This is a genomic window from Limnohabitans sp. Rim47, from assembly GCF_001517545.1.
Classification (GTDB): Bacteria; Pseudomonadota; Gammaproteobacteria; order Burkholderiales; family Burkholderiaceae_C; genus Limnohabitans_A.
Window position 1 is genome coordinate 18516 of record NZ_FBYA01000003.1, and the last position, 19975, is coordinate 38490.

The 19975-nt window shown below is 59.9% G+C and carries 22 protein-coding genes; 16 read left to right on the plus strand and 6 right to left on the minus strand.

Going from position 1 to position 19975, the window contains the following annotated elements; all coding sequences use genetic code 11:
* Positions 1-5 precede the first annotated feature (5 nt).
* Positions 6-989, plus strand: coding sequence for a D-2-hydroxyacid dehydrogenase (locus tag BN3544_RS07840; protein ID WP_036075341.1), 984 nt, complete (start codon positions 6-8; stop codon positions 987-989).
* Positions 990-1001: 12 nt separating this feature from the next.
* On the opposite strand, the gene BN3544_RS07845 is transcribed toward BN3544_RS07840, so the two are convergent.
* On the minus strand, positions 1002-1472 hold the full coding sequence (locus tag BN3544_RS07845) for a YqaA family protein (RefSeq protein ID WP_026036769.1): 471 nt from the start codon (positions 1470-1472) through the stop codon (positions 1002-1004).
* Between the two features lie 155 nt (positions 1473-1627).
* On the opposite strand from BN3544_RS07845, the gene dusB reads away from it, so the two are divergent.
* From dusB to BN3544_RS07865, 4 genes are all read left to right on the plus strand, one after another.
* Complete coding sequence (gene dusB, locus BN3544_RS07850; RefSeq protein ID WP_019430619.1) at positions 1628-2659, plus strand: tRNA dihydrouridine synthase DusB; 1032 nt, start codon at positions 1628-1630, stop codon at positions 2657-2659.
* Positions 2656-2895 carry a Fis family transcriptional regulator gene (locus BN3544_RS07855; RefSeq protein WP_019430618.1) on the plus strand — a complete coding sequence of 80 codons (240 nt, stop codon included), beginning with the start codon at positions 2656-2658 and terminating at the stop codon, positions 2893-2895. The genes dusB and BN3544_RS07855 overlap by 4 nt, the downstream gene beginning before the upstream one ends.
* Positions 2896-3035: 140 nt before the next feature.
* Positions 3036-4622, plus strand: a complete 1587-nt coding sequence (purH, locus tag BN3544_RS07860) for a bifunctional phosphoribosylaminoimidazolecarboxamide formyltransferase/IMP cyclohydrolase (protein WP_019430617.1) — start codon at positions 3036-3038, stop codon at positions 4620-4622.
* 41 nt (positions 4623-4663) lie between these two features.
* Positions 4664-5911 (plus strand): DEAD/DEAH box helicase, encoded by a 1248-nt coding sequence (locus BN3544_RS07865; RefSeq protein ID WP_026036768.1) that lies wholly within the window; start codon positions 4664-4666, stop codon positions 5909-5911.
* A 322-nt stretch (positions 5912-6233) separates the two neighbouring features.
* Here BN3544_RS07865 and BN3544_RS07870 read toward each other — a convergent pair whose 3' ends face one another.
* The 3 genes from BN3544_RS07870 to BN3544_RS07880 all read right to left on the minus strand — a co-directional run bounded on the left by BN3544_RS07870 (position 6234) and on the right by BN3544_RS07880 (position 8942).
* Positions 6234-6569, minus strand: coding sequence for a DUF6172 family protein (locus tag BN3544_RS07870; RefSeq protein ID WP_019430615.1), 336 nt, complete (start codon positions 6567-6569; stop codon positions 6234-6236).
* Positions 6570-6683: 114 nt separating this feature from the next.
* Complete coding sequence (hemL, locus tag BN3544_RS07875; RefSeq protein ID WP_019430614.1) at positions 6684-7979, minus strand: glutamate-1-semialdehyde 2,1-aminomutase; 1296 nt, start codon at positions 7977-7979, stop codon at positions 6684-6686.
* 15 nt (positions 7980-7994) lie between these two features.
* On the minus strand, positions 7995-8942 hold the full coding sequence (locus BN3544_RS07880; RefSeq protein WP_019430613.1) for a bifunctional hydroxymethylpyrimidine kinase/phosphomethylpyrimidine kinase: 948 nt from the start codon (positions 8940-8942) through the stop codon (positions 7995-7997).
* Between the two features lie 103 nt (positions 8943-9045).
* Here BN3544_RS07880 and BN3544_RS07885 point away from each other — a divergent pair, with 103 nt between their 5' ends.
* Positions 9046-9216, plus strand: coding sequence for a rubredoxin (locus tag BN3544_RS07885; RefSeq protein WP_019427587.1), 171 nt, complete (start codon positions 9046-9048; stop codon positions 9214-9216).
* A 116-nt stretch (positions 9217-9332) separates the two neighbouring features.
* Here the strand turns inward: BN3544_RS07885 and BN3544_RS07890 are convergent, their stop codons facing one another.
* A complete protein-coding gene (locus BN3544_RS07890) occupies positions 9333-10811 on the minus strand; it encodes a cryptochrome/photolyase family protein (RefSeq protein ID WP_019430612.1) in 1479 nt (492 codons plus the stop codon).
* A 74-nt stretch (positions 10812-10885) separates the two neighbouring features.
* On the opposite strand from BN3544_RS07890, the gene BN3544_RS07895 reads away from it, so the two are divergent.
* Genes BN3544_RS07895 through BN3544_RS07920 form a run of 6 tightly spaced genes read left to right on the plus strand, consistent with a single transcriptional unit; the run spans position 10886 to position 15457 of the window.
* Positions 10886-11485: a YqgE/AlgH family protein gene (locus tag BN3544_RS07895; protein WP_019430611.1), complete on the plus strand. Its 600-nt coding sequence runs from the start codon at positions 10886-10888 to the stop codon at positions 11483-11485.
* Positions 11482-11898, plus strand: a complete 417-nt coding sequence (ruvX, locus tag BN3544_RS07900; protein WP_019430610.1) for a Holliday junction resolvase RuvX — start codon at positions 11482-11484, stop codon at positions 11896-11898. The genes BN3544_RS07895 and ruvX overlap by 4 nt, the downstream gene beginning before the upstream one ends.
* Complete coding sequence (gene pyrR, locus BN3544_RS07905; protein ID WP_019430609.1) at positions 11895-12404, plus strand: bifunctional pyr operon transcriptional regulator/uracil phosphoribosyltransferase PyrR; 510 nt, start codon at positions 11895-11897, stop codon at positions 12402-12404. Before ruvX ends, pyrR begins: the two co-directional genes overlap by 4 nt.
* A 33-nt stretch (positions 12405-12437) precedes the next feature.
* Entirely contained in the window at positions 12438-13403 is a 966-nt protein-coding gene (locus BN3544_RS07910) for an aspartate carbamoyltransferase catalytic subunit (RefSeq protein ID WP_019430608.1), read from the plus strand.
* A 10-nt stretch (positions 13404-13413) separates the two neighbouring features.
* Positions 13414-14706, plus strand: a complete 1293-nt coding sequence (locus tag BN3544_RS07915) for a dihydroorotase (protein WP_019430607.1) — start codon at positions 13414-13416, stop codon at positions 14704-14706.
* Positions 14707-14710: 4 nt separating this feature from the next.
* The gene (locus tag BN3544_RS07920; protein WP_019430606.1) at positions 14711-15457 is read left to right on the plus strand and encodes a lysophospholipid acyltransferase family protein; all 747 of its coding nucleotides are present in this window, start codon (positions 14711-14713) and stop codon (positions 15455-15457) included.
* Positions 15458-15750: 293 nt separating this feature from the next.
* Here the strand turns inward: BN3544_RS07920 and BN3544_RS07925 are convergent, their stop codons facing one another.
* Positions 15751-16734 carry a polyprenyl synthetase family protein gene (locus BN3544_RS07925; RefSeq protein ID WP_026036766.1) on the minus strand — a complete coding sequence of 328 codons (984 nt, stop codon included), beginning with the start codon at positions 16732-16734 and terminating at the stop codon, positions 15751-15753.
* A gap of 229 nt (positions 16735-16963) precedes the next feature.
* On the opposite strand from BN3544_RS07925, the gene rplU reads away from it, so the two are divergent.
* From rplU to proB, 4 genes are all read left to right on the plus strand, one after another.
* Positions 16964-17275, plus strand: a complete 312-nt coding sequence (rplU, locus tag BN3544_RS07930) for a 50S ribosomal protein L21 (protein WP_019426390.1) — start codon at positions 16964-16966, stop codon at positions 17273-17275.
* A 12-nt stretch (positions 17276-17287) separates the two neighbouring features.
* Positions 17288-17548 (plus strand): 50S ribosomal protein L27, encoded by a 261-nt coding sequence (gene rpmA / locus BN3544_RS07935; RefSeq protein WP_019430604.1) that lies wholly within the window; start codon positions 17288-17290, stop codon positions 17546-17548.
* A 102-nt stretch (positions 17549-17650) separates the two neighbouring features.
* Complete coding sequence (gene cgtA / locus BN3544_RS07940; protein WP_019430603.1) at positions 17651-18775, plus strand: Obg family GTPase CgtA; 1125 nt, start codon at positions 17651-17653, stop codon at positions 18773-18775.
* Positions 18776-18835: 60 nt separating this feature from the next.
* Entirely contained in the window at positions 18836-19972 is a 1137-nt protein-coding gene (gene proB / locus BN3544_RS07945) for a glutamate 5-kinase (protein ID WP_019430602.1), read from the plus strand.
* Positions 19973-19975: the final 3 nt, after the last annotated feature.

The following is a 19975-nucleotide window of genomic DNA, read 5'->3' on the forward strand; positions in this document are numbered from 1 at the left end:
TCCTGATGTCGAAGCCCAGCATGGCGCAACTGGGCGAAGCGGTGGCTGAGATCATGGGCGCACAGCCTTATGAGTTGCTGGCGCTTGATGCCGCGGTGGCTTCGAAGCGCACCGACGCCGATCTGGCCTTCATCTCGCGCGAGGTCACGGGCGCCTCGACCAAGCACGAAATTCACCCGGCTCTGCAGCAGGTGTATGACTTGTTGCGCCAATCGCCAGGCTTGCAGTGGGTGCACATTCACTCGGCTGGAGCAGATCGTCAGATTTACTTGGACTTGCGCGCCAGGGGGGTACAAATCGCCACCTCATCCGGGGCTAACGCGCAAGTTGTGGCGACCATGGCTTTGGCGGGGCTGTTGGCTCTGGCGCGGCGTTTTCCGATGCTGTGGGCCGAGCAACAGGCGCAGCAATGGATACCCATGCTCGGTGAGCGTACGCCTCGCGACCTGCCGGGTCAGACGGCCACCATCGTCGGCTGGGGGCCCATTGGCCAAAAGCTCAGCAGTTTGTTGCAGGCGTTGGGGCTCAAGGTGGTGGCGGTGCGCCAGCATGCAGGGCCGCAAAGCCCGTTACAGGCCGATGCCGTGGAGCGGGTTACTTTTGAGCAGCTGCAGCAGGTGTTGCCCCGCACCGATTGGTTGATTCTGGCGTGCCCTTTGACCGACAAAACCCGCCAACTGGTCAACGTGCATGCGTTGGCCGCCTTGCCCAAAGGGGCACATTTGATCAATGTGGCGCGTGGTGAGGTGGTTGACCAGTCTGCTTTGGTTGCAGCCCTGCAAAGCGGGCACCTGGGCGGTGCGTTTCTGGACGTGTTTCAGCATGAACCCTTGCAGCGTGACTCACCGCTGTGGGCCATGCCGCAGGTCATGGTCACGCCCCATGCCGCGGGACATTCGGACGGCAACGAAAAACGGGTCAGTCAGATGTTTTTGGACAACTTGCGCCGATTTGCATCGGGGCAAGCGCTGCACCACGTGGTGCGCTGACAGCGCTTGTAACTATCCGGGGAACACCCACAGCAGCAATGCCGTCATGACCAGATAGCGCACGAATTTACCAGTGGCCATGTACAAGGTGCAAGGCCAAAACGGCATCTTGAGCCAACCCGCCACGGCACAAATCGGGTCGCCCACCACCGGCAACCACGACAGCAGGCAAGCTTTGGGACCGAGTTTTTCAAGCCATTTCAGGGCCTGCCGGTCTGAGCTGGATTGTTTCCAACGGTCCACCGCTTGGTGCGTGCCCCAGCCCATCCACCAGCTGAGCATGCCGCCCAAAGTGTTGCCCGCAGTGGCCACCCCAATGACGGGCCAGAACAGTTCGGGGTTGAGTTTGACCAAGCCAAACACGGCGGGCTCGGAGCCCATGGGCAGCAAGGTGGCCGAGATGAAAGACACCACAAACACGGTGCCGAGGCCGTGCTGTGGCAAAGCCAGCCATTGCAGCAATTGATTGAGCCAAATTTCCATCAGACTCAGTGTAGCGGGGTGCACAAGGCGTTGAGCGATGGGGCGTTTGCGCTGCATCAGCGCTTAGCACATTCACATGTCAGCTGCTGAAATATTAAGCAATTACAATCGTACCTCCTATTCAGGCACCCCCCACATTCCAGCATCTACCAGTCATGCAGATTGGCCCTTACCCATTGCCGAACAACTTGTTCGTTGCCCCCATGGCGGGCGTGACGGACCGGCCTTTTCGCCAGCTGTGCAGACAGTTTGGGGCGGGCTATGCCGTGAGCGAAATGGTGACATCCCGGCCCGACCTGTGGGCATCACTCAAAACATCGCGCCGAGCCAACCACGATGGCGAGCCGGGGCCGATTGCCGTGCAGATTGCCGGCACCGAAGCGCAAATGATGGCCGACGCCACTCGTTACAACATCGACCGGGGTGCGCAAATCATCGACATCAACATGGGCTGCCCGGCCAAAAAGGTCTGCAACAAATGGGCCGGTTCTGCCCTGATGCAAGACGAGCCGCTGGCGCTGGAGATCATTTCTGCCGTGGTGGCGGCAGCACAGCCGCACGGCGTGCCCGTGACCTTGAAGATGCGCACGGGCTGGTGCGATGCCGAAAAGAACGCGCTGAGTCTGGCCCGTGCCGCCGAGAGTGCCGGCGTTCAGATGGTCACCGTCCACGGCCGCACCCGTGAGCAGGGCTACAAAGGCCTGGCCGAATACGACACCGTGGCCGCCGTGAAAGCCTCTTTGCGCATTCCGGTCGTTGCCAACGGCGACATCGATTCACCTGAAAAAGCGCGCGATGTGCTGAAGTTCACCGGGGCCGACGCCGTGATGGTGGGTCGCGCCGCACAAGGCAGCCCCTGGATTTTTCGCGAAATCGAACACTTTCTCGCCACGGGTGAGCACCTGGCCCCACCGCTGGTGGCTGAAGTGCGCCGCGCCTTGCTTGAGCACTTGCAAGACCATTACAGCCTGTATGGCGAATACACCGGAGTGCGTTCGGCCCGCAAACACATCGGTTGGTACGTGGGTCACCTGCCCGGTGGCGACGCATTTCGAGACCACATGAACACCCTGAACACCGCCCCGCAGCAGTTGGCTGCGGTGGCCCATTACTTGGACGGCTTGGCCAACCAGATGGACCGCTTGCCCGCACAGCGTGCACAGCCGTTTTTGGAGACATTGCAATGAGCGAACCCCAATCGATTGAAACCTGCATCCGGGACAACCTGGACAACTACTTCCGCGACTTGGATGGCACCGACCCGACCGGGCTGTACGACATGCTGGTCAAGCTGGTGGAAAAACCCCTGTTGGATGTGGTGATGAGCCAGTCTGGCCAAAACCAGTCCCGCGCCGCCGAATGGCTGGGCCTGAACCGCAACACCTTGCGCAAAAAATTGCTGGAGCACGATCTCCTGAAATAAACAACGCCGCAAAACACAACTCGAAAACCTGTGACTTGCCCGATCTGCTGATTTTAAAAATACGCACCCTCCTCGCCGAAACCGTTTACCTCGGCCTATCTCCTGCCCTGACTCCTGATTCCTGATTGAGAAAGTTATTTATGCGCGCCCTGATTTCCGTCTCTGACAAAACCGGCATCGTCGACCTGGCGAAAGAGCTGCATGCCTTGGGCGTGAGCCTGATTTCTACTGGCGGCACCGCCAAACTGCTGGCCGAGCAAGGCCTGCCCGTGACCGAGGTGGCCGAAGTCACCCAGTTCCCTGAAATGCTGGACGGCCGTGTCAAAACCCTGCATCCCAAAGTGCACGGCGGCCTGCTGGCCCGCCGCGACACGCCCGAGCACATGGCTGCTTTGCAAGCGCATGGCATCGACACGATTGATTTGCTGATTGTGAATTTGTACCCGTTTGAAGCCACCGTGGCCCAGCCCGGTTGCACCCTGGCCGACGCGATTGAAAACATCGACATTGGCGGTCCTGCCATGGTGCGCTCTGCCGCCAAGAACTGGAAAGACGTGGGCATCGTCACCGACGCCAGCCAATACCCCGCGGTGATGGCCGAGCTCAAAGCCAGTGGCAAACTCAGTGACAAGTTGCGCTTTGCCCTGTCTGTGGCCGCCTTCAATCGCATCAGCCAATACGACGGCGCGATCAGCAACTACTTGTCCAGTGTGAAATTTGAAGCCGAAAAACTGAGCGAAGAATACGTGCCCGAGCGTGCCCAATTCAGTGGCCAATTCAACGAGCAATACGTCAAAGTGCAAGACCTGCGCTATGGCGAAAACAGCCACCAGCAAGCCGCTTGGTACCGCGACCTGTCGCCCGCTGCTGGTTCGCTGGCCACAGGCGTGCAACTGCAGGGCAAAGAGCTCAGCTACAACAACATCGCCGATGCCGATGCGGCATGGGAATGTGTGAAGAGTTTTGACACCTCTGCGTGTGTGATCGTCAAACACGCCAACCCCTGTGGCGTGGCCGTGGGCGCGACCGCCTTGGAGGCCTACAGCAAGGCCTTCCAAACCGACCCCACCAGCGCCTTTGGCGGCATCATCGCCTTCAATCGCCCCGTCGACAAAGCCGCGGCCGAGGCCGTGAGCAAGCAGTTCGTCGAAGTGCTGATGGCCCCCGATTTCAGCGCCGAAGCACTCGACGTGTTCAAGAGCAAAGTCAATGTGCGTTTGATGAAAATCGCCTTGCCTGCCATTTACGGCCAAGTGCGCAACGCTTTGGAAACCAAGCGCGTGGGCTCAGGCCTGTTGCTGCAAAGCGCCGACAACCATGAGTTGGCTTTGGCCGATCTCAAGATCGTCACGGTCAAGCAACCCACTCCCGAAGAACTGCACGATCTGTTGTTTGCCTGGAAAGTGGCCAAGTTTGTTAAATCCAACGCCATCGTGTTCTGCAAGAACGGCATGACCATGGGCGTGGGCGCAGGCCAGATGAGCCGCCTGGACTCTGCCCGCATCGCCAGCATCAAGGCCGAAGCTGCCAAGTTGAGCCTGCAAAACACGGTGGTGGCCAGCGACGCTTTTTTCCCCTTCCGCGACGGCTTGGATGTGGTGGTCGATGCAGGTGCGACTTGCGTGGCACAGCCCGGTGGCTCAATGCGTGACCAGGAAGTGATCGACGCGGCGAACGAGCGTGGCGTGGCGATGGTGTTCACCGGCGTGCGCCATTTCCGGCATTGAAGCGAAAAATCGCTTCTATTCCCAATGACAGAAAGATTGCATTGACATTTGAATCACTCGGCCTGACCCCCGCGCTCTTGCGTGCCGTGGGCGATATGGGTTTGTACGCCCCCACCCCCATTCAGGCCGAGGCGATTCCCGTTGCCTTGAAGTCTGCCGACGTGTGGGCCACCGCCCCGACCGGTTCGGGCAAGACGCTGGCTTTTGTGCTGCCGCTGTTGCAGCACTTGCTGGCCGCACCGCGCCAGACCAACTTTCGCCGCCCCGTGCGAACGCTGGTGTTGGTGCCAACGCGCGAATTGGCGGTTCAGGTAGGCGATGTGCTGGCCAATCTGACTTACAAGCTGCCGCAGTCGCTCAAGGTGATCACCGTGTTTGGTGGTGTCTCGGTCAACCCGCAAATGATGGCGCTGCGCGGCGGTGCCGACATCGTGGTGGCCACGCCCGGCCGTTTGCTCGACCTGATCGAGCAAAACGCCGTGCGCCTGGCCGACGTGCAGCACTTGGTGCTGGACGAAGCCGATCGCTTGCTGGATCTGGGTTTTGCCGAAGAGTTGCAACGCGTGCTGGCGCTGCTGCCCGCGCAGCGCCAAACCTTGCTGTTTTCGGCCACCTTTGCGCCCGAGGTGGAAGCCTTGGCGGCCAAGTTGTTGCACGATCCGGCGCGCATCACGGTCGAGGCCTTTGAGGGCCACAAACCCGACATCAGCCAACGCGTCATCGCCGTGGACGAGAAAAGCCGCACGGCTTTGCTGCGTCACCTGATTGCCGAAAACGGCTGGAAGCAGTTGTTGGTGTTTGTCGCCACGCGCTACGCCTGCGAGCATGTGGCGAACAAGCTTTACAAGGCGGGCGTGTTCGCCACGCCTTTCCACGGCGAGATGAGCCAAGGCGCGCGCCAGGAGGTTTTGAGCGAATTCAAAGCCGGCCGCTGGGACGTGGTGGTCACCACCGACCTGGCCTCACGCGGCATCGACATCGCCATGCTGCCCGTGGTCGTCAACTACGACCTGCCGCGCTCGGCCACCGATTACACCCACCGCATTGGCCGCACGGGCCGTGCCGGGGCGCACGGTGATGCCGTGAGCTTTGTCACTGCCGCTGCGCTGGCGCACTGGCAGCTGATCCAGAAACGCGAAAGCCTGGAACTCGCTTTGGAGCAAATCCCAGGCTTTGAGCAAACCGAAACCCCGCCGCAGCCTTCTCCAGGCAACGGCGGCATCAAGGGTTCACGTTTGAGCAAGAAAGACAAACTGCGGGCTGCCGCTGCTGCCGCGGGTTCGCACTAAACCGAGCAGAGCGAGAAATCGCCCCCTTGGTTTTGTCACACCCGACTTGATAGGGCATCCAAACTGTTGGGGTCATGGATACCCGCGTGCGCGGGTATGACAGTTTTTTGTCACACCCGACTTGATACGGCATCCAAACTGTTGGGGTCATGGATACCCGCGTGCGCGGGTATGACAAGTTTCTTGTCATACCGATTTAATCCGGTATCCAGGGTGATGGTTTATGGATACCCGCCTGCGCGGGTATGACAAGTTTCTTGTCATGCCCGACTTGATCGGGCATCCATTTCTTGGGGCTTTGTGGCGGGCAGAGCCTGGAAAATCAGGCGTTGTTCAAATCGTCGAAATGCGCAACAGCATCACCTTGATCCTGCGCCTTGAGCACGCGCACGCCGTGCTTGCTCAAAATCTCGACATAAACCGAGCTCGCACCCGATTTGGCAGCAACGTCCACCGCTTCGATCACGGCACTCACGCGCACCACTTCGGCGGTGTCGGCGCTCAAACCTACTTTGCAGTCAAAGTCCCAAAAGTCCACGCCTTTGGGCACGGCGCGGTTGCGCTCGCGCTTGAAGTATTTGCGGATCTCGTGCTTGACAGCTTCGAGTACGCGGTCGGGGTGCTTGCCTTCAGCTTGCAGGGGAAAGTTCTTTTTCATGGGGAAGTCCTAGGGGTGGGCAAGCGCCCGGTCCGGACGTGAATGCAGGGGCGAATTATCGCTGGTTTAAGGTAGGCCGATACACGGCAAACGGCATGGCAAACGATCAGTCAATCAAAGCGTCTTGAACACGTCAGCGGCCACCCGCACGGTCTCGGCAATGTCGGCTTCGGTGTGGGCGGCGCTCACAAAACCGGCTTCGTAAAGTGCGGGCGCAATGTAGACGCCGCCATCCAGCAAACCATGGAACAGCTTGTTGAACTTGGGGCTGTCGCTGGTCATGACCTGGGCATAGTTTTGGGCCAGTTCAGGCAGCAAGAAAAAGCCGAACATACCGCCTTGGCAGTCTGCACTGAAAGGCACGCCCGCCGCAGCGGCAGCGCCTTTGAGTCCATCGACCAGGCTTTGTGTGCGGGCGCTCAAGGCGTCCCAGAAGCCGGGTTTGGCGATCTCGCGCAGTGTGGTCAGGCCACAGGCGGTGGCCACCGGGTTGCCACTGAGCGTGCCCGCTTGGTAAACCGGGCCGGTGGGGGCCAGCTGGCGCATGATTTCGCGTGGGCCGCCAAAGGCCGCCAAAGGCATGCCGCCGCCAATCACTTTGCCCAGCACCGTCATGTCGGGCTTGAAGCCAGGGATGGCTTGTGCATAAACGCTTTGCGCGCTGCCCAGTGCGACGCGAAAACCCGACATGACTTCGTCAAACACCAGCAAGGCGCCGTATTCGGTACACAGCTCGCGGCAGCGCTTCATGAAGGGCACACTGGCGCGGACAAAGTTCATATTGCCAGCGATGGGTTCGATCATCACGCAGGCCAGTTCCTTGCCGTGCAGGGCAAAGGTTTCTTCGAGGGCGGTGATGTTGTTGTACTCCAGCACGAGGGTGTCGCGAACCACTTCGGGCGGCACGCCCGCGCTGGTGGGGTTGCCAAAAGTGGCCAGGCCTGAGCCGGCTTTGACCAGCAGCGCGTCGGCATGGCCGTGGTAACAGCCTTCAAACTTGATGAACTTGCTGCGACCTGTGGCCCCGCGTGCCAGACGCAGGGCGCTCATGCCCGCTTCGGTGCCCGAGCTGACCAGGCGCACCATTTCCATCGAAGGGACGTGTTTCAGGATTTCTTCGGCCAGCTCGATCTCGCGCTCGGTCGGGGCACCGAACGAAAAGCCGTCGAGCGCGGCTTTTTGCACCGCTTCGAGCACAGCGGGGTGGCCGTGGCCCAGGATCATCGGGCCCCAGGAGCCGATGTAGTCGATGTATTTTTGCCCGTTGGCGTCCCAGAAATACGCACCTTGTGCGCGTTGCACAAAACGCGGTGTGCCGCCCACGGCACGAAAAGCACGCACAGGCGAGTTGACGCCACCGGGGATCACCAGGGCGGCGCGGTCAAAAAGGGTTTGGTTGCGGTCGGTCATGTCAGGTCTCAAAGCTCAGTGTTTGGTTTCGTTGAAAGGCACTTCAAAGTAGTCTGCACCGGGGTGTACTTCAGGGCCGTCTTCTGCGTCGGTGTCTTCGTCGTCGGGCAGTGCCCAGAATAGGCGGTCCGGAATGACCTGGCCCATGCCGGGTCGGAAGCCTTCGTCCAGGCAACGGTCCAGGTAATGTAAAGCTTCGTTGGTGGCTTCGGGCAAGTCCATGCCGGTGGCCAGCAGCGCAGCCAGCGCAGCGGTCAGCGTGTCGCCAGCGCCTGCAAAAACCGCTTCAATGCGTTCAAACTTTTCGTGGGCCATCACCGTTTCTGGCGAGGCCAACGCATTGTCTATGTGCTGGTCCGGCAAGGGCAGGCCGGTGACCAAGGTGTAAGGCACGCCCAATTCAGCGGCGGCCTTGGCAATGTCGCGGGGACCGGGGTTGCGATCGCCTGTCCATTCGGGCAGCAGCCAGCGGCGCAAGGTGCTGTGGTGGCCCACCAGCACGCTGGTTTGCGGTAGCAGCAGTTCGCGAAAAGCGTCCAGATAGGCGTCGATCTTGTCGTCCTCCCACCAAGACAAGTTGGGCATGTAGGCCACTACGGGCACGCCGTCGTAGTCGTCGGCCAGCGCGGCAATGGTGGCCAGGCTTTCCGGGGTTCCAGCAAAGCCGACTTTGATGACTTGCACCGGCACGTCTTCGGCCACAGCGCGGGCCTGGTCGTTCACCGCTTCTTCGTCGAGCGGGTAAAAGTCGGTGATGCTGCTGGTGTCGCGCACATAAGCACCTGTGCACACAGGCAGGCAATGCGCGCCGACCGAGGCCATGGCTGTGGCGTCGCAGCTCAGGCCGCCCGCACCGCTGGGATCGTTCGCATTGAACGACAGTACGCAGGCCAAGCCGACAGATTCTTCCTCAGTGTTGAGGCTCTCGGTTTCTGGGGGGAATTCGGGGTGGTGGTCGGTCATGAAAGGCGAATTGCAGGGGGCTTCGGAAGGCCTTCAGCCGGGCACTCGGCGGGGCCCGATACAATCAAAACATTCTATTCGACTCTTTGATTGCGACACTGTGATGGAACACAAAACCTGGATGTGCCTGATTTGCGGCTGGATTTACGACGAAGCCGAAGGCGACCCTGAGCACGGCATTGCACCGGGCACCAAATGGGAAGACGTGCCCATGAACTGGACATGTCCCGAGTGCGCTGCCCGTAAAGAAGATTTTGAGATGGTGGCCATCTGATTGGTTTGGCCTCTCGCAGGTCGGGGCTTGCGCTTTGACCATGCCGCTTATTCGCAATCACGTGCCAGTACTAAAGCCTCCAACTGACAGTTCCTTTTTCTGCCTGACGAGCCGTCTTATTCAGACGGCTTTTTCTTGACCACGGCATACCTTGCCAGCGTTTTTTCGCGGGCCTCGGCGTGGTCCACGACGGGCGCCGGGTAGGTTTTGCCGATAACCACCTGGGCCGCTTGCAATTCAAGCGGCTTGGCCAGCCAGGGGGCGTGCAGGTCTTTGGCAGGCAAAGCCGCCAATTCGGGCACATAGCGGCGGATGAATTTGCCCTCGGGGTCGAATTTTTCGCTCTGACTGATGGGGTTGAAGATGCGGAAATACGGCTGTGCATCGCACCCACTGGAGCTGGCCCACTGCCAGCCCCCGTTGTTGGCCGAGAGGTCAAAGTCGTTCAGGTGGGTGGCAAAGTATTTTTCGCCCCAGCGCCAATCAATGCCCAAATCCTTGACCAAAAAGCTAGCCACCACCATGCGCAGGCGGTTGTGCATGTAGCCGGTCTGGTTCAGTTGGCGCATGGCCGCGTCCACCAGCGGGTAGCCGGTGCGGGCTTCGCACCAGGCATCAAACAGTTTGTGGGCGTGGGGACCGTGCTCCCAGTGGATGGCGTCGTAGTCGGGCTTGAAGCTCTGGCCATGGCCCACATGGGCAAAGTTGTGCAGCACCTGCACATAAAAGTCACGCCAGATCAGTTCAGACAGCCAAACACTGGCCCCCACGCTGCCCGCCATCATGCGCGGGTGTGCCTCGCGGGCAAGTTGGCGAATCGACACGGTGCCAAAGCGCAAATGCACGCTCAAATAGCTGGGCCCCTTGATGGCCGGGAAGTTGCGCGTGTCTTCGTATGCATCGATGCGCGTCAAAAAGTCGTGCAACAAGGCCTGGGCACCCGATTCGCCCGTCGGGATTTTCAGGGCCTTGAGGTTGGTGGGCTCAAACCCGATATCTTGCAAGCTGGGCACAGGTTTGGCCAGATCGTCGGGTCGTGGTGCCAGGCGTTTGGCCAGTGGGGCCACGTCGAAAGCCTGCAGGTCTTCAGACGTGACTTTTTTCAGCCAAGCATTTTTGTATGGGGTAAAAACGCTGAAGGGCTTGGCCATTTGGGTTAGCACTTCGTTGCGCTCAAAAACCACATGGTCCTTGAAGGTGTGCAGCACGATGCCGTGGTCGGCCAGATGGCCGCGCACCTGAATGTCGCGCGCCAAAGCTTGGGGCTCGTCGTCGTGGTTGGCAAACACCGCTTGGGCTTGCAGGTGCTGGGCCAGTTTGACGATTTTGTCCTTGGCCACGCCGTGGCGCACGATCAGGCCTGCTTGTGGCTGGCCCGCCAGTTCGCGCAGCTGGGCGTCGACTTCGACCAGAGATTCCCGGATGAATTCCACCCGGCGGTCGGCGCGGGGCAGGCTGTCCAAGATGTCGGTGTCGAACACAAACACCACATGCACGCGTTGGCAATGCTTCAGGGCTTGGTACAGGGCCGCATGGTCGGTCACGCGCAGGTCGCGTCGCAGCCAGACCAGGCCACAAGAAAAAGGGGTTTCCATCAGGGTTTGCCGGGTTGGATCAATCAAGACACCTTTAGCCCAAGCCGCAGGGGCCAGACCGCTAAAATCGGTGCATGACAGATTGTGCCTCCATCGACCTCAAGCATCATTTCCTGATCGCCATGCCCGGGTTGGAGGATGAGACTTTTGCCCGCAGTGTTATTTACATGTGCGAGCACAGCGCCCGTGGGGCCATGGGCCTGATCATTAACAAACCGACAGACATCAGCATGCGCCTTTTGTTTGACAAGGTGGATTTGCCTTTGCGCCGCGAAGACCTGGTGCAAAACCCGGTTTCGCAGGGCGGCCCGGTGCAGACCGAGCGTGGCTTTGTGCTGCACGACCCCGTGGTGATGGACAAGCCCGAAGAGGGCGGTGGCTCCGTTTACGCCTCGACCCTCGCGGTGCCGGGCGGCCTGGAGATGACCACCTCACGCGATGTGCTCGAAGCCTTGTCTTCCGGGGCCGGGCCCCGTCGGGTGTTGATCACTTTGGGTTATTCGTCCTGGGGCGAGGGCCAGTTGGAGTCTGAATTGGGCGAAAACACTTGGCTCACGGTGCCAGCGTCTGCCGAGGTGATTTTTGATGTCCCCATGGCCGAGCGCTACGACCGTGCCCTGGACTTGCTGGGCCTTAAAAGCTGGATGCTTTCGCCAGAAGCGGGTCACGCATGAGCGCCTTTCTTGACCACGCCGTTCCTGCCAACCAGCAGACATTCCTGGCGTTTGACTACGGTCTCAAGCGCACCGGCGTGGCGGTGGGCAACCGTTTGATGAAAACGGCCACCCCGCAAGGCACGATTGCCGCTGAGGGCGATGCCCGGTTTGCCAAGATCGCTGAACGCATCAAAGAGTGGCAGCCCGACGCGCTGGTGATTGGCGTGCCTACCCACCCCGATGGCGGCGAGCACGAAAACACCTTGCGCGCCCGCAAGTTTGGCCGTCAGCTGCGGGGCCGCTTTGGTCTGGCGGTGTATGAGGTAGACGAGCGCTACACCACCACCGAAGCCCATTCGCAAGGCGCGAAAGACGCCGATGCGGCGGCTGCCGCGATCATTCTGGAACAGTTTTTAAGGAATATCCCATGAGCGCTTTGGCCCTCGATGCACAGGCCTTGTACCTTGAATTGCTGCGCGGCGTGCGCAGCCTGTGCAAGCCCGACACTCGCCTGGTGGGCATCACCTCTGGCGGTGCCTGGCTGGCTGAGCGCCTGCAACGTGATTTGGGCCAGAGTGGTGAAGCGGGGCAGGTGTCTTCTGTCATGCACCGTGACGACTTCGCGCAGCGTGGCCTTTCGGCAGGGGGCCAAACCCACTTGCCGTTTGAGGTCGATGGCGTTGACATTCTGGTGCTGGACGACGTGCTGTACACCGGCCGCACCATCCGCGCAGTGCTGAATGAGATTTTTGACTACGGCCGACCTGCCCGCGTGCAGCTTGCCGTGCTGGTGGACCGGGGTGGTCGCCAGTTGCCCATCCAGGCCGATTTTGCTGCCGCCCGCGTGGCACTGCCCGAAACGCAATCGCTGGCGCTGGCCCGCGATTCGGCAGGAAATTTCAGTTTTGAAGTGGAGATCAAAGCCCCGCTTTCTTGAAAGCGCAGCCACAAGCTACGAGGTGAAAACAACATGCTCTACAGACGCAACAACCCCCAACTCAACAAGAACGGCGAGCTGATCCACCTGCTCTCCACCGAAGGCTTGTCCAAAGACATCCTGACGCACATTCTGGACACGGCAGCCAGCTTCGTCAGCGTGAGCGACCGCGAAGTCAAAAAAGTGCCTCTTTTGCGCGGCAAAAGCGTGTTCAACCTGTTTTTTGAAAATAGCACCCGCACCCGCACCACCTTCGACATCGCCGCCACCCGGTTGTCGGCCGATGTTTACACGCTCGACATTGCACGCTCGTCGGCCAGCAAGGGCGAGTCGCTGCTGGACACCATTGCCAACCTGAGCGCCATGGCGGCCGATATCTTTGTGGTGCGCCACAGCGAGTCGGGTGCACCTTATTTGATCGCGCAGCACGTTGCGCCGCATGTGCATGTGGTCAATGCAGGTGATGGCCGTCATGCTCACCCTACCCAGGGTTTGCTGGACATGTACACCATCCGGCACTACAAAAAAGACTTCACCAACCTCACCGTGGCCATCGTGGGCGACGTGTTGCACTCACGTGTCGCGCGGTCTGATATTCATGCGCTGACCACCTTGGGTTGCGCTGAAGTGCGTGTGGTGGGCCCCAAAACCCTGGTGCCCGCTGACATGGCGCAAATGGGCGTGCGGGTGTTCAACAACCTGGAAGAGGGCATCAAGGGCTGCGACGTGGTCATCATGCTGCGCTTGCAAAATGAGCGCATGAGCGGCGCGCTGCTGCCCTCCAGCCAAGAATACTTTGAGAGCTTTGGCCTCACGCCCGAGAAACTGCAACTGGCCAAGCCCGATGCCATCGTCATGCACCCTGGCCCGATCAACCGGGGCGTCGAGATCGACTCTGCGGTGGTGGACGGCCAACAAAGCGTGATCTTGCCGCAGGTGACTTTCGGCATTGCCGTGCGCATGGCGGTGATGAGCATCGTGGCCGGTAACGAGGCATAAGGACAAGAACATGAAGATCCTCATTCAAAACGGCCGCGTGATCGACCCTGCCCGCGGCATCGATCAAGCGGCAGATGTGGCCATTGCAGCCGGACGCATTGTGGCGGTGGGTCAAGCACCTGCCGACTTCAGCCCCAACCGTGTGATCGATGCCAAGGGCTGCATCGTGGCCCCTGGTTTGGTGGACTTGGCCGCGCGTTTGCGCGAACCCGGTCAGGAACACGCTGGCATGCTCGAAAGCGAAATGGCCGCAGCAGTTGCCGGTGGTGTGACCAGTTTGGTTTGCTCACCCGACACCGACCCGGTGCTCGACGAGCCGGGGCTGGTCGAGATGCTGCGTTACCGTGCCGAAAAATTGCACCAAGCCCGCGTGCTGCCTTTGGGCGCACTCACGCTGGGCCTCAAAGGCGATGTGCTGACCGAGATGGGGCAGCTGACGGCGGCAGGTTGCGTTGGCTTTAGTCAGGCCGAGGTGCCGATCCCGAGCACTCAGGTGTTGCAGCGCGCCTTGCAATATGCCAGCACGTTTGACTACACCGTCTGGCTGCGCCCGCAAGAGTTGCATCTTGGCAAAGGTGTGGCCGCCAGCGGCCCGCTGGCCACGCGCATGGGTTTGTCCGGTGTGTCTGTGGCTGCCGAGACCATCGCTCTGCACACTATTTTTGAGCTGGTCCGCAGCACCCGTGCCCGCGTGCACTTGTGCCGTATCAGCAGCGCCCAAGGCGTTGAGTTGGTGCGCCAAGCCAAGGCCGAGGGCTTGCCCATCACTGCAGACGTCAGCATCAATTCGCTGCATTTGACCGATGCCGACATGGGCTACTTTGACAGCCGCGCGCGCCTGACGCCCGTGCTGCGTCAGCAGCGCGACCGCGACGCGCTGCGTGCTGGCCTGGCCGATGGCACGCTGGATGCGTTGGTGTCTGACCACACCCCGGTCGATGCCGACGCCAAAGCGCTGCCATTTGCCGAAGCCGAACCCGGTGCCACTGGCTTGGAGTTGCTGTGGAGCTTGGCCCTCAAGTGGGGTCAAGACGCTGGCGTGCCCTTGTCTCAGGTCATCTCGCGCATCACCGCCGATCCGGCGCGTGTGTTGGGCAAGTCGCTGGGCACATTGCAAGCCTCGGTGGGGCAGTTGGCGGTGGGGGGCGTGGCCGACGTCTGTGTGTTGTCAGCACAAGGGCACTGGCCCGTGACCGCAGCCGCATTGCGCAGCCAAGGCAAGAGCACCCCGTTCTCGGGCTACGAGTTGCCTGGCCGCGTACTGGCCACTGTGGTCAGCGGGCATGTGGCGTTCGAAGCTTGAGGGCATGACGCGCGCCTTGCGTGCGATCTGGAAAATGCTGCGTGGCGTGTGGCATGTGCTGGTTGGCCTGTGGCTGATTGACGTCCGATTTCCCCAGTTGGCACCTGAGCAACGAGAAATGCGTGTGCAGGCTTGGGCCTTGCAGTTGTTGGCTTTGTGGGACATTCACCTCAAAGTGACGGGCCAAGCTGTTCCAAATGGGCCGGCACTCATTGTGGCCAACCACATCTCATGGCTGGACATCTCGGTCATTCACGCGGCGCGGCATTGTCGATTTGTCTCCAAGTCCGACATCCGCGACTGGCCATTGGTGGGCACCTTGGCCACAGGCGCAGGCACCCTCTACATTGAACGCACCAGCCGAAAAGATGCCCTGCGCATGGTCAAGGACATGGCCGACGCCATGAAAAACGGAGATGTGGTGGCGGTTTTCCCTGAAGGCACCACCAGTGACGGTCGCGATTTACTGCCCTTTCACGCCAACCTGATCCAGTCCGCCATTCAGGCCAACGCCCCTGTGCAGCCGATGTCGATTCAGTTTGTGGATGCCCAAAGTGGTGAGCCGACTTTTGCGCCTTGCTACATCGGTGATGACACTTTGCTGGGCTCCATTTGGCGCACGCTGACCGCGCCGCGCATCACGGCGGTGGTCCATTTCGGTCCATTGCAGTTTGCCCAAGGCCGTGATCGCCGCGCTTGGGCGCACGACTTACGCGACGAGGTGATTCGCCTGCGTGACGCCGTCAACTAAGGACGCGGGCCCAATCGGCAGGTGCCCGATTCAACAAACGCGACGGGCGATTTTGTGAATCGCTGAGCTGGACTCGATGTAGAACAAGCCTTGGTCATTGAGTGTCAGGGCTTCCCATTGGGTGCTGGCTGCAGTGCCTTGGTTCAGAACAGTGAAAAGGCCATGAGGACACAGGCGCTAGCTTGCTTCAGTTTCATGGTTTTCAATCTAGTCTGTTTGCATGCGTCATGAATCACCGTTGGATGGCGGTTGTTGTGCTGGAGCCGAGATCGGCTCAACGGCGGCAAAAACGGTCAGGTTCTGCGGTTGAGCAGCTGAGACGCCAGCACCAGCATGGCTTGACGGTGCGCGTTGTCTGGCAGTTGCATGGCGGCGTCGATGGCGCGCTGGGCTTCGGATGCGGCCGCGTTGCGTGTGGCCTCCAGGGCGCCTGTTTCGCGCACGATGGCGACGATGTCGGGAAGTCGGTCAACGCTGCCGGTTTCAATGGCTTCGCGAATGGTTTGGCGCTGAACTTCGCTGCCGCGTTGCATGGCCAAAATCAGCGGCAGTGTGGCTTTGCCCTCGCGCAAGTCATCGCCCAGGTTTTTGCCCATTTCAGCCGTGTTGCCGTCGTAGTCGAGCACGTCGTCGATCACCTGAAAAGCGGTGCCTAAGGCTTGGCCGTAGTCAGCGCAGGCCGCTTCAACCGAGGCGGTGCTGCCTGCCAAAATGGCCCCCAATCGAGCGCTGGCTTCGAATAATTTGGCCGTTTTTGAGCGAATCACCCGCAGATAGCCTTCTTCGTCGAGGGAGGCGTCGTGCATGTTCATCAGTTGCAGCACTTCGCCTTCGGCGATCACGTTGGTGGCATCGGCCAGTGTTTGCATGACCCGCATGCTCTCGGCATCCACCATCATTTGGAAGGCGCGGGAATACAAAAAGTCGCCTACCAGCACGCTGGCCGGGTTGCCAAAACTCTCGTTTGCAGTGGGGCGGCCACGTCGCAAGGTGGATTCGTCCACCACATCGTCGTGCAACAAGGTGGCCGTGTGGATGAATTCGACCACAGCGGCCAGGTTGTGGCGCTGCTTGTCCGTGTAGCCCAGTGCGCCGCAAATCAGCAACAAGAGCACTGGCCGTAGGCGTTTGCCACCAGCAGAAATGATGTAGCGCGCCACCTCGCCCACCAAGGGCACGCCGGAATCCAGCCGTTGGGCAATCACCCGGTCGACTTCGGCCATGTCGGAGGCCACGAGGTCAAGGACGGCGGCAGTGCTGTGTTCTGAGTCAGACAAATGGAATATCCAGCAGGGTTACTCGGCGTGGCCGAGGCGGGAAGGACAGGGATACAGGCATATTTTGAATGCACACACATTATAGAGACTGCCCCTGATGGCAAGGCTTCTGGCCAGAGGCCAGCTTGTTTGGTTTGTCCTGATGCTTGTCTTTTGGCAAGGGGCCGTGCTAGAATCTCGGGTTCCTTGGGGATTAGCCCTTGGAAACTTCCATTCAAAGAGGTCATTTATGTACGCGGTCATAAAAACCGGTGGCAAACAGTATCGTGTTGTCGCTGGCGAAAAAATTAAAGTAGAACAGATTGCTGCGGACGTTGGCCAGGAAATCGTGATTGATCAAGTTTTGGCCGTCGGTACCGGCGCTGAACTCAAGATCGGCACGCCCCTGGTGTCCGGCGCCACAGTCAAAGCCACCGTTTTGGCACATGGCAAGCACGACAAAGTGCACATCTTCAAGATGCGCCGTCGTAAGCACTATCAGAAACGTCAGGGTCACCGCCAGCAGTTCACAGAACTGCAAATCGGCGCGATCTCTGCCTGAGGAGAATAGGTCATGGCACAGAAAAAAGGCGGCGGCTCTACGCGCAACGGTCGTGATTCCAAGCCAAAGATGCTGGGTGTCAAGGCTTTCGGTGGTGAACTGATCAGCGCTGGCTCGATCATCGTTCGTCAACGTGGTACCAAGTTCCATGCTGGCAACAATGTCGGTATCGGCAAAGACCACACTTTGTTTGCCCTGGTTGACGGCCACGTGTCGTTTTCCACCAAAGGTGAGCTCAGCAAGCACATGGTGAACGTGACTCCGGCTGTTTAAGCCTGTCTCGCCCATTGCGAAGAGGAGCCCCGCAAGCCGGGGCTTTTCGCATTTTGGTCCGCTTGAATTTTGACGGCGGGCCCAAGCTACACTGGAAATCTCATGAAGTTCGTTGACGAAGCCTATATTGACATCTCCGCAGGTGACGGCGGGAACGGCTGCGTCTCGTTCCGCCATGAAAAGTACAAAGAATTCGGCGGCCCTAACGGCGGTGACGGCGGTCGTGGCGGGCATGTGTTTGCCTTTGCCGACATCAACCTGAACACCTTGGTCGATTACCGCTATTCGCGCCGCCATGAGGCCAAGCGGGGTCAGCACGGCATGGGCTCCGACATGTTCGGTGCTGCCGGTGACGATGTCACCCTGAAAATGCCTGTGGGCACCATCATCACAGATGCCGAGACCGGCGAAGTGCTGTATGAACTGCTGGTGCCGGGTGAAACCATCATGATCGCCAAGGGCGGTGACGGTGGTTTTGGCAACATGCGCTTCAAAAGCGCCATCAACCGTGCCCCGCGCCAAAAAACGCCGGGCTGGCTTGGTGAAAAGAAAGAGCTCAAGCTCGAATTGAAAGTGCTGGCCGATGTCGGTCTGCTCGGCATGCCCAATGCGGGCAAATCCACTTTCATTGCGGCCGTGTCCAACGCCCGCCCCAAAATCGCCGATTACCCCTTTACCACTTTGCACCCCAACTTGGGTGTGGTCCGCGTGGGCCCAGAGCAAAGCTTTGTGGTGGCCGATGTGCCGGGCTTGATTGAGGGTGCCTCTGAAGGTGCCGGTTTGGGGCATTTGTTTTTGCGCCATTTGCAGCGCACCCGTTTGCTGCTGCATGTGGTCGACTTTGCGCCCTTTGACGAGAACGTTGATCCGGTGCAGCAAGCCAAGGCCATTGTGGCCGAGCTCAAAAAATACGATCCAGGCCTGTACAACAAACCGCGCTGGTTGGTGCTCAACAAGCTGGACATGGTGCCTGCCGAAGAGCGCGAAGGCCGTGTCAAGGACTTCATCAAGCGCATGCGCTACAAAGGCCCTGTCTTCCAGATTTCGGCCTTGACCCGCGAAGGTTGTGAGCCGTTGATCAAAGAGATTTACAAGCACATCAGGGCGCAGCAGATCATCGAGCAAGGTGTTGTGGACATTGATCCCCGTTTCACGGAACAGGACAAGCCACAAGAGCCCGATGCAGACGATCCGCGGTTTAAGACGATGCCTACGGATGCCGAGTAACACGGCGTTTTACGTCGGATTTTGCCGCCCGCTGTTTCAACGCCAAGCACACACCCGAGCATGACCACTTTTGCCGTTTCCACCCTGTTGCGTGACGCCCGTCGCATCGTTGTCAAAGTGGGCTCCAGCTTGGTGACCAACGAGGGCAGGGGGCTTGACGAGGCCGCGATCGGCGAATGGTGTCGCCAGATGGCGCTGCTCAGCGCACAAGGCAAAGAGGTGGTGATGGTGTCCAGCGGTGCCATCGCCGAAGGCATGAAGCGTCTGGGTTGGACCACGCGCCCCAACGAAGTGCCGGCCTTGCAAGCGGCGGCAGCTGTGGGCCAGATGGGCCTGGCGCAAATGTACGAAACCAAGCTGCGCGAAAACGGCATGGGCAGCGCCCAAGTGCTGCTCACGCATGCTGACCTGGCTGACCGCGAGCGCTACCTCAATGCCCGCTCTACTTTGCTGACTTTGTTGCAGCACCGCGTGCTGCCGGTCATCAACGAAAACGACACGGTCGTCAACGACGAGATCAAGTTTGGCGACAACGACACCTTGGGTGCTCTGGTGGCCAACCTGATTGAGGCGGATCTTTTGGTCATCTTGACCGACCAAAAAGGCCTGTACACCGCCGACCCGCGCAAAGACCCTGCCGCCACTTTTGTGCACGAAGCCCGAGCGGGTGATGTGGCTCTTGAAGCCATGGCCGGTGGTGCCGGTTCAAGCCTCGGCAAAGGCGGCATGATCACCAAAATTTTGGCGGCCAAGCGTGCAGCGGGTTCGGGTGCCTCAACCGTGATCGCCTGGGGACGTGAGCCCGATGCGCTGCTGCGCCTGAGCCAAGGTGACAACATGGGCACTTTGCTGGTGGCCCAAACCGCCAAACAACAAGCCCGCAAACAATGGATGGCCGATCACCTGCAGTTGCGGGGGGCAGTGACGGTGGACGCCGGTGCGGCCCACAAGGTGCTGACCGAAGGTAAAAGTTTGCTGCCCATTGGCATGACCGGGGTAGTCGGTGATTTTTCGCGTGGCGACGTGATTGCCATCAAAGACGAGCAAGGTGCAGAAATTGCCCGGGGCCTTGCCAACTACGCCAGTGCCGAAGCCCGTTTGCTGTGCCGCAAACCCTCGCACGACTACGAAGCTTTATTGGGGTACACCGCGGAGGCCGAGATGGTGCACCGCGATAATCTGATCCTCAGTCGCTGAAGT